This is a genomic window from Uliginosibacterium flavum, from assembly GCF_040566545.1.
In the GTDB taxonomy this organism is placed as follows: Bacteria; Pseudomonadota; Gammaproteobacteria; order Burkholderiales; family Rhodocyclaceae; genus Uliginosibacterium; species Uliginosibacterium flavum.
Genome location: NZ_JBEWZI010000003.1, coordinates 249,275 through 263,018, shown reverse-complemented (window position 1 = coordinate 263,018; position 13,744 = coordinate 249,275). Strand labels below are relative to the sequence as shown.

Below are 13,744 nucleotides of genomic sequence, written 5' to 3'. Positions count from 1 at the left end.
CTTTTAGCGTGTGCTTACTTCTTCACAGCCGGTGCCGAAGCGGGAGCGGCGGGAGTTGCGACGGGAGCCGCCACTGGTGCGGCTTTGGCTGCCGGAGCGCTGGCTGCTGGAGCAGCTTCGGTCTTCGGCTCAGCCTTTACGACCTTCTTCGACGTGGCCTTGGCCGGCTTCACGCTCTTGGCCGGCTGCGTGGCAGTCACCGAGGTAGCGGCAGCGTTGGTGCCGACAGGCACGTCAGCGGCGAACACCGAAGCGGCAGCAATGGAAGCGATCAGGGCGGCAATCAGGGTCTTGGTCATTTCATAACTCCTTGGATGATTTGAGGGGCGGACGAGAACTTGTTTGCTTGTCCGACGAGTTCATCTTATGAGAGCAAGCTGACCGAAGCCTGAGGCGAAACTTGCGCGAAGCTGACGGCAGCATTTCGGCGAACTAGACTGAAGCGGCAGGGGGCGACAGACCCCCGACTCTTCAGACGGCGTCCGATCCCTCTGGCGATGAGCGAAATTCCCGCACATCCACCCGGCCAAAGGCAGCGCCATGAACCCGAAAATCATCGAACTGCTGGAGCGCATCCACGCCATCGAGGAAGAGCTGGAGCGGGAGGTTCAGCTGCGCCGCGCCGAACTCAACGCCAGCTTCGAGCAGCGCCGCATCTGCTTTGACGAGGCCGTGCTGGCGCAGCAGCGCCGCTTCAGGCAGGGGACGCTGCGCTACCTGCTGGACGGCAGGTTGAGCCACTACCTGACCGCGCCCATCATTTTTTCCGCCATCTTCCCGATGCTGTTGATGGATCTGATGGTGAGCCTCTATCAGTGGCTGTGCTTCCCGGTGTATGGCATTCCACATGTGCGCCGGCGCGATTATCTGATCTTCGACCACACACACCTGGCCTATCTGAACCTGATCGAGATGATCAACTGCGGTTACTGTTCGTATGCCAACGGGCTGGCCTCCTACGTCAAGGAGGTCTTTGCCCGCACCGAACAGTACTGGTGCCCGATCAAGCATGCGCGGCGGGTGTTGCAGGCCCATCCCTATTACGAGAATTTTGTAGATTTCGGCGACGCGGAGAGCTATCGCCGGGAGCTCGAAGCCTTGCGTCTGGCGCTGAGCTTGATCGATGCGCAGGACGGAAAGTGAAACCGCAAACGAGGCCGCCTGAAGAGCCGCTCCCGGCGGGCCTGTTCAGGCTGGCATGCCGCAGAACGAGGCGCCGAAGGGTTGTGCAGACATGATCCGGAGGTGTGATGGATGACGGAAAACTGGCCCGGATGCGGCAATGGATGCTGACGGAAATTGCCGTGGAAACCGCCTGCGTGCGCGAGCAGATCGGCAAGGCGCAGCTTGATCCGCAGGTGATGGACGTGATGGGCGAAGTGCCGCGCCACGTCTTCGTTCCGGCGGCATTTCAGGCCGAGGCCTACCTCAACCAACCGGTGCCGATCGGTTGTGGCAAGACGATTTCGCAGCCCTTCATCGTGGCGCTGATGACCGATCTACTGGACATTCATTCGACGGATAGCGTGCTTGAGATCGGCACCGGGCTGGGTTACCAGACTGCCGTGCTGTCGCGCCTTGCCCGTCAGGTCTATAGCGTGGAACGGCTGGCGGGGCTGGCCCGCGAGGCCCGCCAACGCCTCGACAGCCTGGGCTACGCCAACATCCAGACCCGCGTGGGCGATGGCTACCTGGGCTGGCCAGAGCACGCACCCTTCGATCGGATCATGGTCACCGCCGCCCCGCCGCAACTGCCACCAGCGCTGCTTGATCAGCTCAGGAACGGCGGGCGCATGGTCCTGCCCGTGGGGCCACATGATCATCAGGCCCTGATGCTGGTGCGCAAGGATGCGCAAGGGCAGAGCAGCACGCGCGTAGTCCTGCCCGTGCGCTTTTCGGCGCTGGAGGAGGGCGAAGCCGCTGATTTATTTTGAGCTGTTATTGCGGGCGGCCCGGAAGGGCTCTTGCGAGGCCTGCCTGCGCAACTACGCTCCAATGAGAAGAGCAAGCGGGCCTCTGCGATGGAACCTCTCCTGAAGCTTGTCGGGGTACAGCTGACCCTGCAGGGAAGGCGGGTGCTGGAGGATGTGGATCTGAGCCTGGACGCAGGGCAGATTCATGCCTTGCTGGGGGCTAATGCCGCCGGCAAGTCCAGCCTGGCGTATGCCGTAATGGGCTGCGAGGGCTATCAGCCGGATGCCGGCCAGATCATGTTTGACGGGCTGTGCATTGACGCCCTGCCCGTGCACGAACGCGCCCGTCTGGGCATCACGCTGGCCTGGCAGGAGCCGGCGCGCTTTGAAGGTTTGAGTGTGCGTGATTATCTGCGGATCGGAGCGCACGGGGCATCGGTTGAGGAATGCCTGCTCAAAGTGGGACTGGAGCCGACGGAATATGCCTTGCGGGCCGTCGACAAGACCTTGAGTGGCGGCGAACGCAAGCGCATTGAACTGGCCGCCGTGCTGGCGATGTGCCCGCGTCTGGTGATTCTGGATGAGCCCACGGCGGGGATTGATCTGCTCTCGCTCGATGCGCTGATCGATCTGATTGAAGCTTTGAAAGCGGGCGGCAGCAGCGTCTTGTTGATCACCCATCAGTCCGAAGTTGCGGCACACGCAGATCAGGCGTCCTTGCTGAGTGAGGGCCGCATTGTCTGCCAGGGAAAAACGCCCGACATGCTTGAAATCTACCGCAGGCGCAAACCTTTGCGGTGCTGAAAAAGGGGGATCGAAATGCCTGACTTCCAACCCATCCTGACGCTCTTCAATCTCGCCGGGCAACATCCGCCCGCTATTCCCCAGGCCGCACATCTGGTGGCCTACGGGCAGCAACTGAGCAGCCTGCGCTCGCTGCCGGGCGTAAAGATCGAGGCCGAGAGCAGTGAGGTCTGCATCGCCGCGCACATCACGATTGCGGCCGGCGTGCGCCTGGATCAGCCCGTACACCTGTGTTTCGGCATGTTCGAGCAACACGGCGAACAAGATGTGCACCTGACGCTGACCCTGGAGCCCGGCGCGCAGGCCGAGCTGTGGTCGCACTGCCTGTTCGCCACACCGCAAGCGGCACGCCACGCCATGCATGGGGAATTCCGCTTGATGGAAGGCGCGGTGCTGCGCTATCAGGAAGCCCATTTCCACGGAACCTCCGGCAACATTGAGGTCATCCCGTGCGCGCAAGTGTTGCTGGAAAAAGCGGCGCGCTTCCATGCCGATTTCAGTCTGATCCGCGGCCGTGTCGGCCTTCTGGACATGGATTACCGCGTCGATGTCGGCGAGGCCGGCGTGGCCGAACTACTCAGCCGGGCCTACGGTTTTGCCACGGATGCCATCCGCATCCGTGAGCAGGTCGAACTCAACGGCCCCGGCGCGCGCGGTCTGCTCAAGACCCGCGTCGCCGTGCGCGGACACGCCCACGCCGATGTGTGCGGCATCATGGAAGGCAATGCCGCCGGCGCACGCGGCCATATTGATTGCATGGAGGTTGTGCGCGATCAGGCCACCGCCAGCGCCGAACCGCAGGTGCGGGTGTGTCATCCGCAAGCCAAGATTACTCACGAGGCGGCCATTGGCAGCGTCGACAGCAAGCAGCTCGAAACCCTGATGGCACGTGGGGTGACGCCCGATGAAGCAGTCGATCTGATCGTCCGGGGCATGCTCGCCTGAGTACCGGGCAAGCGCAAGCGATCCTTGCAGGGAGGACGACATGACCATCGAGGCAAGTCTGGCGATGCAACGGAAAATCGTGGAAGCCTTGCACGACCCTCGGCGCTACCCACACCCGGTGAGTAATTTCACGCTGATTGAAACGCACATCTCCTTCGTACTGCTGACTGGCGAGTTCGCCTACAAGATCAAGAAAGCCGTCGATCTGGGCTTTGTCGATTACACGACGCTCGCGCAACGTCGCTTCTGCTGCGAAGAGGAGTTGCGCCTGAACCGGCGCCTTGCGTCGCAACTTTATCTGGAGGTCGTTGCGCTCGGCGGTAGCCCCGACAATCCTCATCTCGCAGCCGAAGACTGGGCTATCGAATATGCCGTCAAGATGCGTCAGTTCGAACAGACAGATTTGCTGGACCAAGTGCTGGCCCGGAACAGTCTGCTAGCCGGGCATATCGACAAGCTGGCGGCAATGCTGGGGGCGTTTCACCGCAACGCCCCTGCGTGTGCCGCCGACCAGAGCTATGGCAGCGCGGCCCTGATCCGGAGCCAGCTGGAAGCCTTGCTTCCCCCTTTCGAGCCCCCGACCGATGCCCGGGACCGCGACTATGGAGCGCTGGAGGTGTGGTGTCGCAAAGAGTATGCGCGCCTGTACGAGGTTTTTGCTCTGCGCAAGAGCTGCGGATTCGTGCGCGAAGGCCATGGCGATCTGCACTTGGGCAACATGGTCCTGCTGGATCGTGAAGTCCTGATCTTCGACTGCATCGAGTTTAATCCGGCGCTGCGCTGGGTCGACATCGCCAGTGACATTGCCTTCCTGAGCATGGATCTGGCTGCGCACGGACGATCCGATTTTGCCTGGCGCCTGCTCAACGCCTGGCTCGAAACCACCGGCGATTATGCCGCGCTGGAACTGTTGCGTTTCTATCAAGCGTATCGCGCACTGGTGCGTACCAAGGTCGCCAGCCTGCGCCTGGCCGACCCAGCCCTGTCCAGCGACGCGCGCCATGCCGCAAAGGCTTCCCATGCCGCCTATATGAATTACGCCTGCACCCTGACGAACCCAGGCGCACGCGCCGTGATCATCACCCATGGCCTGTCGGGCTCCGGCAAAAGCACGCTGGCACGGTCAATCGCCGCTTCGTTGGGCGCGCTGTGCCTGCGCTCGGACGTGGAGCGCAAGCGCCTCAGGCGTCTGCCGTCGATGGCGCACGACGGCAGCAACGTCGGCACCGGCCTGTATGCCGAATCGGTCACGCAAGCCACCTATGATCGGCTGCTGGCTCTGGCCTCCACCGTGCTCGCTGCGGATTACCCGGTGGTGGTGGACGCTACCTTCCTGCGCCGCCCGCAACGCGAGCGTTTCGCCGAACTGGCACGCACCGTGGGCGTACCGTTCATGATTCTCGACTGTCATGCCCCGCGAGGGGTCCTACAACAGCGCATCGCGGCCCGGGCCGAACGGGGGGGCGACGCCTCCGACGCCGATCTCGCAGTGCTCGACTGGCAAATCAGCCATGCCGAGACCTTGGGTCAGGACGAACAGGCGGCCACCGTCACTATTGATACCCTGATGAAAGATCACGGCGGCTCGACAGCAGCCGTCCGCGAGCACCTCAGGCCGAACCTGCCATGACCTCCGGTGTTGCCATCATGAGTCTCCCAGCTCCCCTGCCGTGCCAACAACTCTATCAGGCTTGCGATCCACTGCTGTTCAGCTTCCAGACCACCGCCGAGCTCGAAAGCCTGAGCGAGGTCGTTGGTCAGCTGCGTGCCATGAGCGCCGTGCGTTTTGGCGCTGGCATCCGTCAGGAGGGCTATAACCTCTTCGTGCTGGGTCCCTCCGGCATGGGCAAGCGCACCCTGGTGAACCAGTTCCTGAAAAACAAGAGTCATGGCGAGCCGGACCCCGTCGACTGGTGCTACATCAACAATTTCACCGAGCCGCACAAGCCACAGGCGCTGTGCCTGCCGACCGGGCGCGGTGCCGATCTGCGCCGCGACATGGAACGCCTGCTGGCGGATCTGCGCAGCAGCGTGCCCAACGTATTTGAAGGCAAGGACTATCGCGGGAAGCTGGCCGCCATCCAGAATGAATTCAGCAAGCGTCAGGATCAGGCCTTCAAGGAGCTGGGCGAAACAGCCGCGAAGCAGGGCATCAACTTGCAGCAAACGCAGGAGGGATTCACTTTTTCGCCGGCCCGCAAACAAGGCGACGGAGCCTCCGAGGGCTTCGAAAATCTTTCAGAAGATGAACGACAACGCCTGATCGAATCGATATCCGCCCTGCAGGCCTTGCTGCTGAAAATCCTCGGGCAAGTCCCCTTGTGGCGCAAGGAACGCAACGAAAAAATTCGCCAACTTGATCGGCAAACCATGCTGTCGACGGTCGAACTGCTGATCAAAGAGCTGCGTGCGCGCTATGTCGACCTGCCCGAGGTCCTCCGATATCTGGATATCGTGCAGCAGGACATGGTCGAACACGGCGACGAATTCCGCAAACAGGAGGAGGGGGCCGGAACCTCGGAGCTGGCCGCGCTGGCGCGTGCGAACTTTCACCGTTATCAGGTGAACGTGCTGGTCACCAACGGGCGCAAGCACGGCTCCGCCATTGTCAGCGAAGACAACCCGAGCTACGGCAACCTGCTCGGCCGCGTCGAACACATCTCCCAGTTCGGTGCGCTGGTCACCGATTTCACCCTGATCAAACCCGGCGCGCTGCATCAGGCCAATGGCGGCTATCTCCTGCTGGATATCCGCAAGCTGCTGATGCAGCCTTTTGCCTGGGAAGGACTCAAACGCGCGCTGCAATCGCGCGAAATCCGCATCGAATCACTGGGCCAGATCCTCAGCCTGGTCAGTACCGTCTCGCTGGAGCCGGAGCCCATCCCGCTGGACGTCAAGATCGTCCTTTTCGGCGACAGACTCTTCTACTACCTGCTGGCGCAGTACGATCCGGATTTTGAAGAACTGTTCAAGGTGGTCGCCGATTTCGAGGAACGCATCGAGCGCAATACCGACACCCACCAGCTCTATGCCCGCCTGATTGCCACGCTGGGTCGCAAGGAAGACCTGCAAGCCTGCGACCGTGGCGCCGTGGCTCGCGTCATCGAATATGGTGCGCGCCTGGTAGACGATGCCTCCCGGCTGAGCACCCACATGCGCAGCATCGCCGATCTGCTGCGCGAGGCCGACTACTGGGCCCGCGAGGCAGGCCATCCGGTGGTCGATGCGGCCGATGTTCAGCGCGCCATCGACACCCAGATCCATCGCCATGACCGGCTGCGCTCGCGCCTGCAGGAGGAAATCCTGCGCGGCAACCGGATGATAGACACCGAGGGGGCCGTGATCGGCCAGATCAATGCCCTGTCCGTCATCGATCTGGGCAACTTTGCCTTCGCCCTGCCCGTGCGCATCACCGCCACCACGCATCTGGGCGATGGCGAACTGATCAACATCGAACGCGAGGTCAAACTCTCCGGCGCCATTCACTCCAAGGGCGTGCTTATCCTGTCCTCCTTCCTCAGCGCCCGCTATGGCAAAGACATGCCGCTGGCTTTCTCCGCCAGTCTGGTCTTCGAGCAATCCTACGGCTTCGTCGAGGGTGACAGCGCCTCGCTGGCCGAGCTGTGCGTGCTGCTTTCCAATCTGGCCGGCGCGCCCATCCGCCAGTCGCTGGCGATCACCGGCTCGGTCAACCAGTTCGGGCAGGCGCAGGCCATTGGCGGTGTGAATGAAAAGATCGAAGGCTTCTTCGACATCTGCAACGCGCGCGGACTGAATGGCGAACACGGCGTACTGATCCCAGCCGCCAACATCAAGCAACTGATGCTGCGCTGGGATGTAGTTCTCGCCGCCCAGGCCGGAAAATTCCACATTTACGCCGTGAATCACGTCGACCAGGCCATCGCCTTGCTGACCGGCCTGTCCGCCGGAGAAGCCGATGCGCACAAGGTCTGGCCGCCCGGCAGCCTGAACGGCCGCGTCGCTGCACGCCTGGCTGAGCTGAGCACGCTGCGCAAAACTTTCGCCACACCTGTCGCAAAAAAGCGCAAGCGCCCGCCGAGCAAGACGGACACAAGCCCATCTGTAAAAAATTCAAGTACTGGCTGAAGAGCCGCGCCCGCACAAGGTCTTCAGCAAGCACACCTGTAGAAGCAGGTCTGGTGTGGCTCTGCGGGCATATTCACCGCTGTAGATGCTTACAGCCAGCGCTCGGCGTTATCCAGCTTGAGCTTGCGCGCTTCGCCAAGCAGGGCGCGATCCACCCGCACAGGGAGGAAGGCGCGGCGCTGCGGCGGGTGACGATCAAAGGTGACGAGGTTGTACTCGATCTGCTCGCCACTGGCTGTCTCACTATTGCCGCTGAGCACCACGTTCATGCTGTCCAGGTGGGGTTGGCAACGCTCCAGCTGGATGAAGCGCATTGGCTCGGCCAACACTTCGGCCAGATAGTCGAGCTGGCGGTCGAGCATTTCGGTCGGGCAGCCCAGCTCTTCGAGGCGTGCTTCATTTTCTTCGAGCTTGTGCAGCAAGTCCGCCGATTCCTGCGGGCTGACTTGCGTGCCGGCTTCACTCAGGAAGGAGTCGATACCCGCGCCGCGCCGGGTAAAGGTGGCCAGGCGAGCGGAGAGCAGGTCGCGGTGTTCGGCAAGCTCCTTGCGCAAGGATTGCTCAGCCTGCATGTGTTCGAGGGCGATAAGCGAGAGTTCATCGAGCATGCGTCGACTCACCGATTGCCACAGTCCGGCTTCACTGTTGGCGAACAGGCGCAGGCGATGATGGCTGAAGCTGAGCGTCACATGTGCGACATCCCGCACCATCATCTCGCCCTGCAGACCCACGCCGAAACGCTGTTGCTCGTCGATCTCCATGGCCAGGATGGCGAAGATGGGGTCGAGCGGCACGCTCTGTGCGGCGTAGTTCAGCAAGGGCGGGCAGTGCCCGAAGGTGTCGAGCAGATCGGCCGGCTGCGCAAAGAAGGCGCGCATGCTCGGATCAATCGACCAGGCCAGCGGCCCGACTTCATGCACGGCAGGCAGATTGCTGCGCTGGGCGGCAAGGAATTCCAGGCTACGCTTCACCGGGCCGCTAAGGCGCGCACGATACTGATTGACCAGCGCAAGGCGCGCGTCAGTCATCTTCACCACGTAATCAATGGTGGAATCTACCAGCGCATCGGAAACCCGTTCCTGATCGAGCTGGGGCGTACTCTGGCGGAACCAGTCCAGCAAACCCATGTTGGCAACCCTGTTTTCTCTGAGTGATAAGGGTACACCTTCCCTTGCGGCTGTGCAGCAGGTGTTGCATCCGGCTCAGTGTGCTATGTTCTCTCGATGATCCAGACCGACCAGCTCCACAGCCCGCGCATCGTTTCCGCCGCCGCCACCACGCCGCAGGAAGACGTCATCGAACGGGCGCTCCGCCCCAAGCGTCTGGCCGAATACGTCGGCCAGCAGAAGATCCGCGAACAGCTCGAAATCTTCATCCACGCCGCCAAGAACCGCAAAGAAGCGCTCGACCACGTCCTGCTCTTCGGCCCGCCGGGCCTGGGCAAGACCACCCTGGCGCACATCATCGCCGCCGAGATGGGCGTGAATCTGCGCCAGACTTCCGGTCCGGTGCTGGAGCGCGCCGGCGATCTGGCCGCGCTGCTGACCAATCTCGAACCGCACGACGTACTCTTCATCGACGAGATCCATCGCCTCTCGCCCGTGGTCGAGGAAATCCTCTACCCGGCGCTGGAGGATTACCAGATCGACATCATGATCGGTGAAGGCCCGGCCGCGCGCTCGGTCAAGCTGGATCTGCCGCCCTTCACCCTGATCGGCGCCACCACGCGCGCCGGCATGCTCACCAACCCGCTGCGCGACCGCTTCGGCATCAATGCGCGGCTGGAGTTCTACACACCCGAAGAGCTGGGCTTCATCGTCAGCCGCTCATCGCGCCTGCTCAATGTCGAGATCGAAGACGAAGGCGCGCTGGAGATCGCCCGCCGCGCCCGGGGCACCCCGCGTATCGCCAACCGCCTGCTGCGCCGCTGCCGCGACTACGCCGAGGTCAAGGCGGATGGCCGCATCACCAAATTAGTGGCCGATGCCGCGCTGACCATGCTCGACGTCGATCACCTCGGCCTCGACGTAATGGACCGCAAAATGCTCGGCGCGCTGCTGGAGAAATTCAACGGCGGCCCGGTCGGCCTGGACAATCTGGCCGCCGCCATTGGCGAAGCGCCGGACACCATCGAAGATGTGCTGGAGCCCTATCTGATCCAGCAGGGCTATCTGCAGCGCACCCCGCGTGGGCGCGTCGCCACCCCGGCGATCTGGCGCCACTTCGGGCTGGCCATGCCGAAAGTCAGCGGCGGCGATCTTTTTGAGCTGTAATCGAAACTGGAAAATTGGAAAGCGCCCGCTTCTGGGCGACAATACCCACACGCAACAACGCAGCCACTGCCATGAATCCTGATCTCGAAATCCCCCTGTCTGACGCCGACTTTGCCGAACTCGATACCCTGCTCGACCGCTACCCCGGCTCCTGTGCGCTCGAAGAACTGGACGGCCTGTTCTGCGCCCTGATCATCGGCCCCGAAGCCATCATGCCCAGCGAGTGGCTGCCGGTGGTGCTGGGCGAAGAAGAAGCGGATGAAGTCAGTGAAGAAGACACCCGCCGCGTCTTCGAACTGCTGCTGCGCCACTGGAACGGCGTGGAAAAAGGTTTCCGCGAAGACTGGTCCGGCCTGTCCGCCGAAGAGGGTTCCGAAGCGATGTACTTCCCCTTCCTCGACGACCCGGCCGACAGCGGCTGCCCGCTGGCCGAAGGCTGGGCACGCGGCTTCCGCGACGGCTTGGACTGGCTCGAAGAGCATTACTGGGAGGCGCTGGAACAGGATGAAGAGTGCGTCACCATCCTCAACCTGATCGCCGCTTTCGACACGGGCGAGAAATCGCCCGGCCATCCACTGACCGAACTTGAACGCGACGAGGTGATCAGCCTGCTGGTGGCAGGTCTGCAATACCTCTACGTGTTCTGGCGCCGTTACATGCGCGTGATGGAAGCCCCGCGCACCCCGATCCGCGCCGAAGACGTCCCCGGCCGCAACGAAGAATGCCCGTGTGGCAGTGGCAAGAAATACAAGAAGTGCTGCGGCGCACCGGAGAAGTTGCACTGATTCAGGGCGAGAGCCCTTGTAGGAGCGGCTTTAGCCGCGAAAGCTTTCGCGGCTAAAGCCGCTCCTACGCAAGACAGACCGCGCCGGCTTTTGCCGGCGTTTTTTTGTCAAAGCCAGTCGTAATCACTCAAATAGAAAATCACAAATTCAACGACACGCCTACAACCCAGCACGCACTCAACCCGGTGTTTTTCCGTCGTAGAACGACCCTGCAAACACGAGGCTCAACTTTCCAGGATCGCAGTATTTGCGTACTACCGCATTTAATTCATCCAAGGTCATCCCCGCAATGCGTTCGTCCACAATTGCTGCGAACGAAAAATCGCGCTTGAACCGCAAATTACGCACTAGGCCGGTCCCAAGAGCTCTGTCTTCCGTAAGCGCGAGACGACGAGCTTGCAACAATGCCTTTCGACCGTTCTCCAACTCCAGAACCGAAAACCCGTCAGCAAACATACGTTGCATCTCTTCAAGCACGGCCTGCTCGACCCTTGCACGGTTTTGCGGAGCGTAGATGGCAGACAGATTCAAGGTTGATTTGGACGCGCTTGCACTGCTGGATAAGGACGCGCTGACGCTATACGACAAACCCTCTTTTTGACGCAGACGCATGGCAAGGCGCGAGCTTAAAAAGCCGCCACCGAAAAGATGTGTCGCAACCAGCAGTGCCGGATAGTCGTGATCCTTTTCGCCCACAGGGATGTGCAGACCGCCGAGTAACTGTGCGTTCTTTTTGTCACGAACTTCTATCAAGCGCGTTTTCGCAGGGACGTCCTGGTAAGGGTCCGCAATCGACCTGTAGGCTTGTGCGCTGTACCAACCCGAAAAGGCATCTTGTAGCAGGCGGCTCATTTCATCAGGATCGAAGTCACCCACGGCGCTAGCCCAGGCATGGTCGGCACCGGGAAAACTACGCCAGAACTCGACTAGATCTGTGCGCGAAAGCGCATTGACGCGCGTTTCAAACTCTTTCTCGTCGAGCACATAACGCACATCTCCAGCCTCGCGTGGCGTGAGGTAGCGAGACAAGGCCAAGGAAGCTTGCGTCGATGGTTCCAACGCAGCCGTGCGTACTGCGCCAATGCGGCTGCGTTTTATGCGCTCAAATTCATCTTGCGGGAAAGTCGATTTCCGTAAAATCTCACTCAGCAGCACAACAGCTTCCGCAAAATGTCGGCGGCGCGTGTTTAACGTTACGGTCATGGATTGACCGGTTGCATTGAACGCAACACCGGAATCTAGCTGCTCGAATTTTTTGGCGAGCTGAGTGCGCCCATATTTCTCAGTGCCGCTCAGCATCATATTGCTGATCAGACTAATCAAAGCTCCTTTGCTGGCAAGACTCTCGCTATCTCCCCAGCGCAGATTGAATTCCAGAACCACGCGCTCTCCACGCGTTTTCTTGGGCAACATTGCCAGTTGCAGGCCATTTTTTAGGCTGGCGCGTATGGTGCGCCCATCGATGTTGGCAGGAGTTGAGTCAAAATCTTCGCCAACAGCCACACTAGACTGGGTGGGCAAGGCATCCAGCATAGCGGTCAGATCTGCGCGGCCTGGTACAACCACGGGCGATGAAGCGGGCATTGGAACGAACTCGCCCAGTGTTCGGTTGGCTGGCTTGAAATAGGTTTGCGCTACACGCGTCACATCGGCGGTACTAACCTTGGCAACTTGCTCGCGGAACCAGAAAAACGAACGCCAGTCACCCACGGCGATCGACTGCGACAGGCCAACACCAAAACTGGCCGGATCGTCGAGTTGCCGGTCCAGTCCGGAACGAATTGCCTGCTGCGCACGCGCAATCTCCTCATCGGTAATCGGCTGTTCTGTGATTTCCTCAAGCGCCTGAAGCAGTCGCCGCGTGGCTTCGGCAGGATCATCGTCCCGCCTCAACTGGGCCCCAAACATGGCATAACCAGGATCGTAGGTTTTTGAAATTGACCCCCAAACCGAAGTCGCCTTGCGCTGCTTGACCAAGGCCTCTTGTAGACGTCCGCCCGTAGAAGTAAGCACCTGGCGCAGCACCTCCAGCGCGGGCTGATCGGGGTGCATGGCGGGAGGGACGTGATAAAGCACACTGACCAGCCGGTTTTCACCAACACGCGCCAGTTCGACACGTCGCGGCCCTTCTTGGGGAGGCTCAACCGTGTAGGAAGGCCGCAAGTGACGTGTTGGCTTTAGAATCGCACCAAAGTAGCGATTGATCAAATCCAGCGTTTGTTGTGGCTCAAAATAGCCAGCAACCACCAGCACCGCGTTGTCCGGCTGGTAGTACTTGCGGTAAAAGGCCTGCAAATTCTCAATTGAAACGTTCTCGACATCCGAACGTGCGCCGATTGTCGGTTTGCCATAGGCATGCCAGCGAAAAGCTGTGGCTTCCATAAGCTGCGCAAGCATTCCGCCAACATTATTGTCGCCTCGTTCCATTTCGTTACGCACGACGGTCATCTCAGAGTCGAGATCTTTTTTGGCAATAACGGAGTTGACCATGCGGTCGGCCTCCATGCTCAGAACCCATTCGAGATCCTCGGGAATTGCTGCGAAGGTTTCGAAGTAGTTCGTCCGGTCATACCAAGTGGTGCCATTGGGCCGCATGCCACGCCGAGTCAGCTCTTGGAAAATCTGCGGATTGCTTGGCGTCCCCTTAAAGACAAGATGTTCGAGCAAGTGGGCCATACCCGTTTCACCGGCGCTCTCCATCCGTGAGCCAACGAGATAGGTGACATTCACGCTAATCGTCGGCTTCGACTTATCTGGAGCCAAGACAACGCGAAGCCCATTTTCGAGGCGATATTCGACCATTCCCTCCACTTCCGTCACTCGAGTGACGGAAGCAAGGGCAAGCTCTTGCATAAGGCATATAACCAGAATGCAGCACGCACGAAAAATCATGGGTCCATCCTCGCAACAGGTGGGG

Annotated in this window: 11 protein-coding genes; 8 read left to right on the top strand and 3 right to left on the bottom strand. The window is 60.8% G+C overall.

Annotation, left to right across the window (positions count from 1 at the left end; translation table 11 throughout):
- Positions 1–14: 14 nt before the first annotated feature.
- Positions 15–299, bottom strand: coding sequence for a hypothetical protein (locus ABXR19_RS04545; protein ID WP_354599907.1), 285 nt, complete (start codon positions 297–299; stop codon positions 15–17).
- A gap of 241 nt (positions 300–540) precedes the next feature.
- Between ABXR19_RS04545 and ABXR19_RS04540 the strand changes: the two genes are divergently transcribed.
- The 6 genes from ABXR19_RS04540 to ABXR19_RS04515 all read left to right on the top strand — a co-directional run bounded on the left by ABXR19_RS04540 (position 541) and on the right by ABXR19_RS04515 (position 7,769).
- A complete protein-coding gene (locus ABXR19_RS04540; protein WP_354599906.1) occupies positions 541–1,143 on the top strand; it encodes a hypothetical protein in 603 nt (200 codons plus the stop codon).
- A gap of 107 nt (positions 1,144–1,250) precedes the next feature.
- Complete coding sequence (locus ABXR19_RS04535) at positions 1,251–1,934, top strand: protein-L-isoaspartate(D-aspartate) O-methyltransferase (RefSeq protein WP_354599905.1); 684 nt, start codon at positions 1,251–1,253, stop codon at positions 1,932–1,934.
- An 87-nt stretch (positions 1,935–2,021) separates the two neighbouring features.
- Positions 2,022–2,717: an ATP-binding cassette domain-containing protein gene (locus tag ABXR19_RS04530; RefSeq protein WP_354599904.1), complete on the top strand. Its 696-nt coding sequence runs from the start codon at positions 2,022–2,024 to the stop codon at positions 2,715–2,717.
- Positions 2,718–2,732: 15 nt separating this feature from the next.
- Complete coding sequence (locus ABXR19_RS04525; RefSeq protein WP_354599903.1) at positions 2,733–3,662, top strand: SufB/SufD family protein; 930 nt, start codon at positions 2,733–2,735, stop codon at positions 3,660–3,662.
- Between the two features lie 40 nt (positions 3,663–3,702).
- Entirely contained in the window at positions 3,703–5,292 is a 1,590-nt protein-coding gene (locus tag ABXR19_RS04520) for a bifunctional aminoglycoside phosphotransferase/ATP-binding protein (RefSeq protein ID WP_354599902.1), read from the top strand.
- A 17-nt stretch (positions 5,293–5,309) separates the two neighbouring features.
- A complete protein-coding gene (locus ABXR19_RS04515; protein ID WP_354599901.1) occupies positions 5,310–7,769 on the top strand; it encodes a Lon protease family protein in 2,460 nt (819 codons plus the stop codon).
- Positions 7,770–7,858: 89 nt separating this feature from the next.
- Here ABXR19_RS04515 and ABXR19_RS04510 read toward each other — a convergent pair whose 3' ends face one another.
- Complete coding sequence (locus ABXR19_RS04510; RefSeq protein WP_354599900.1) at positions 7,859–8,896, bottom strand: hypothetical protein; 1,038 nt, start codon at positions 8,894–8,896, stop codon at positions 7,859–7,861.
- Between the two features lie 96 nt (positions 8,897–8,992).
- Between ABXR19_RS04510 and ruvB the strand changes: the two genes are divergently transcribed.
- Together ruvB and ABXR19_RS04500 are read left to right on the top strand one after the other, a co-directional pair.
- Positions 8,993–10,042 carry a Holliday junction branch migration DNA helicase RuvB gene (gene ruvB / locus ABXR19_RS04505; protein WP_354599899.1) on the top strand — a complete coding sequence of 350 codons (1,050 nt, stop codon included), beginning with the start codon at positions 8,993–8,995 and terminating at the stop codon, positions 10,040–10,042.
- A 71-nt stretch (positions 10,043–10,113) separates the two neighbouring features.
- Positions 10,114–10,827, top strand: coding sequence for a UPF0149 family protein (locus ABXR19_RS04500; protein WP_354599898.1), 714 nt, complete (start codon positions 10,114–10,116; stop codon positions 10,825–10,827).
- Positions 10,828–11,004: 177 nt separating this feature from the next.
- Here ABXR19_RS04500 and ABXR19_RS04495 read toward each other — a convergent pair whose 3' ends face one another.
- Entirely contained in the window at positions 11,005–13,629 is a 2,625-nt protein-coding gene (locus ABXR19_RS04495; RefSeq protein ID WP_354599897.1) for a M16 family metallopeptidase, read from the bottom strand.
- Positions 13,630–13,744 lie beyond the last annotated feature (115 nt).

What these genes read in the sequence shown, in the direction of transcription:
- ABXR19_RS04545 (WP_354599907.1), bottom strand. Translation starts at nt 299, where the DNA reads ATGACCAAGACCCTGATTGCCGCCCTGATCGCTTCCATTGCTGCCGCT.
- ABXR19_RS04540 (WP_354599906.1), top strand. Translation starts at nt 541, where the DNA reads ATGAACCCGAAAATCATCGAACTGCTGGAGCGCATCCACGCCATCGAG.
- ABXR19_RS04535 (WP_354599905.1), top strand. Translation starts at nt 1,251, where the DNA reads ATGGATGACGGAAAACTGGCCCGGATGCGGCAATGGATGCTGACGGAA.
- ABXR19_RS04530 (WP_354599904.1), top strand. Translation starts at nt 2,022, where the DNA reads ATGGAACCTCTCCTGAAGCTTGTCGGGGTACAGCTGACCCTGCAGGGA.
- ABXR19_RS04525 (WP_354599903.1), top strand. Translation starts at nt 2,733, where the DNA reads ATGCCTGACTTCCAACCCATCCTGACGCTCTTCAATCTCGCCGGGCAA.
- ABXR19_RS04520 (WP_354599902.1), top strand. Translation starts at nt 3,703, where the DNA reads ATGACCATCGAGGCAAGTCTGGCGATGCAACGGAAAATCGTGGAAGCC.
- ABXR19_RS04515 (WP_354599901.1), top strand. Translation starts at nt 5,310, where the DNA reads ATGAGTCTCCCAGCTCCCCTGCCGTGCCAACAACTCTATCAGGCTTGC.
- ABXR19_RS04510 (WP_354599900.1), bottom strand. Translation starts at nt 8,896, where the DNA reads ATGGGTTTGCTGGACTGGTTCCGCCAGAGTACGCCCCAGCTCGATCAG.
- ruvB (WP_354599899.1), top strand. Translation starts at nt 8,993, where the DNA reads ATGATCCAGACCGACCAGCTCCACAGCCCGCGCATCGTTTCCGCCGCC.
- ABXR19_RS04500 (WP_354599898.1), top strand. Translation starts at nt 10,114, where the DNA reads ATGAATCCTGATCTCGAAATCCCCCTGTCTGACGCCGACTTTGCCGAA.
- ABXR19_RS04495 (WP_354599897.1), bottom strand. Translation starts at nt 13,629, where the DNA reads ATGGTCGAATATCGCCTCGAAAATGGGCTTCGCGTTGTCTTGGCTCCA.